Origin of the sequence: Ferruginibacter yonginensis (genome assembly GCF_042651465.1) — a bacterium.
Lineage (GTDB): Bacteria > Bacteroidota > Bacteroidia > Chitinophagales > Chitinophagaceae > Ferruginibacter > Ferruginibacter yonginensis.
In genome coordinates this window covers 1-726 of record NZ_JBHSCZ010000013.1, presented here as the reverse complement: position 1 = coordinate 726, position 726 = coordinate 1, and the positions used below count along the sequence as shown (strand labels likewise).

Genomic DNA, 726 nt, shown 5'->3' with positions numbered 1-726 from the left:
TTATAAAATTAAGTTGATGATTAGAACTGATGCTCAAGAGAAATCCGTCCGCCCGAACTGCTGCTTGGATTTGTACAGCCGATGATTGTTATTCCGTCCCGCCCCAATGGCAGCAATAGCTATGTTGCCTGCTGCCCCTTTTCAAGTTGGTCCTAATCCGTTTCGTAATAAAATTGTCCAACTGATGATAAAGAATACAAACGATATTACGAATGCAATTGCAAGTCCAATTAAAACTCGATATATTTTTGATTGTTTACTGCGTCTCCAAACTATTGGAATTGTCACTAATGGTGTAAAGAACATAGCAAACCATAATATTTCTCCGATTTTATCTAACAAGCCGATTTAAGTTTTTGTCTGTTACGCAATGCTATAATTAGCCCTGTCAATTGTCCAACCAACATTAAGTAAAAAGGAATAGCAATAATACTTTCGGGTTCTGCCCAATTATTAATTTCTTGTCTATAAACTGTCCAAACTACAAACATTATTAGTAGTCCAACAACTTCGCCCAAAAGTCCAAATTTCAGAATGTCTCTATAAGTGTCTTTTTGTTTTAAGAAGAAAATAACTTTAATAAGTCCTGAAATGATTGATGCTACAAATGCGATTGCAACTGAAATCAATATCAAACTTATTATTATCGTATTCATTGTCTAATTTGTTTATCCTGCTTGAATATTAGCAGCTGTCAGATGGGGTTGCAGGCAACGGCCGGGTATT

At 35.5% G+C, this 726-nt stretch carries 1 protein-coding gene; it reads right to left on the bottom strand.

Annotation, left to right across the window (positions count from 1 at the left end):
• Nucleotides 1–335: 335 nt before the first annotated feature.
• The gene (locus ACFOWM_RS13930) at nucleotides 336–656 is read right to left on the bottom strand and encodes a hypothetical protein (protein WP_379711223.1); all 321 of its coding nucleotides are present in this window, start codon (nucleotides 654–656) and stop codon (nucleotides 336–338) included.
• Nucleotides 657–726 lie beyond the last annotated feature (70 nt).

What these genes read in the sequence shown, in the direction of transcription:
- ACFOWM_RS13930 (WP_379711223.1), bottom strand. Translation starts at nt 656, where the DNA reads ATGAATACGATAATAATAAGTTTGATATTGATTTCAGTTGCAATCGCA.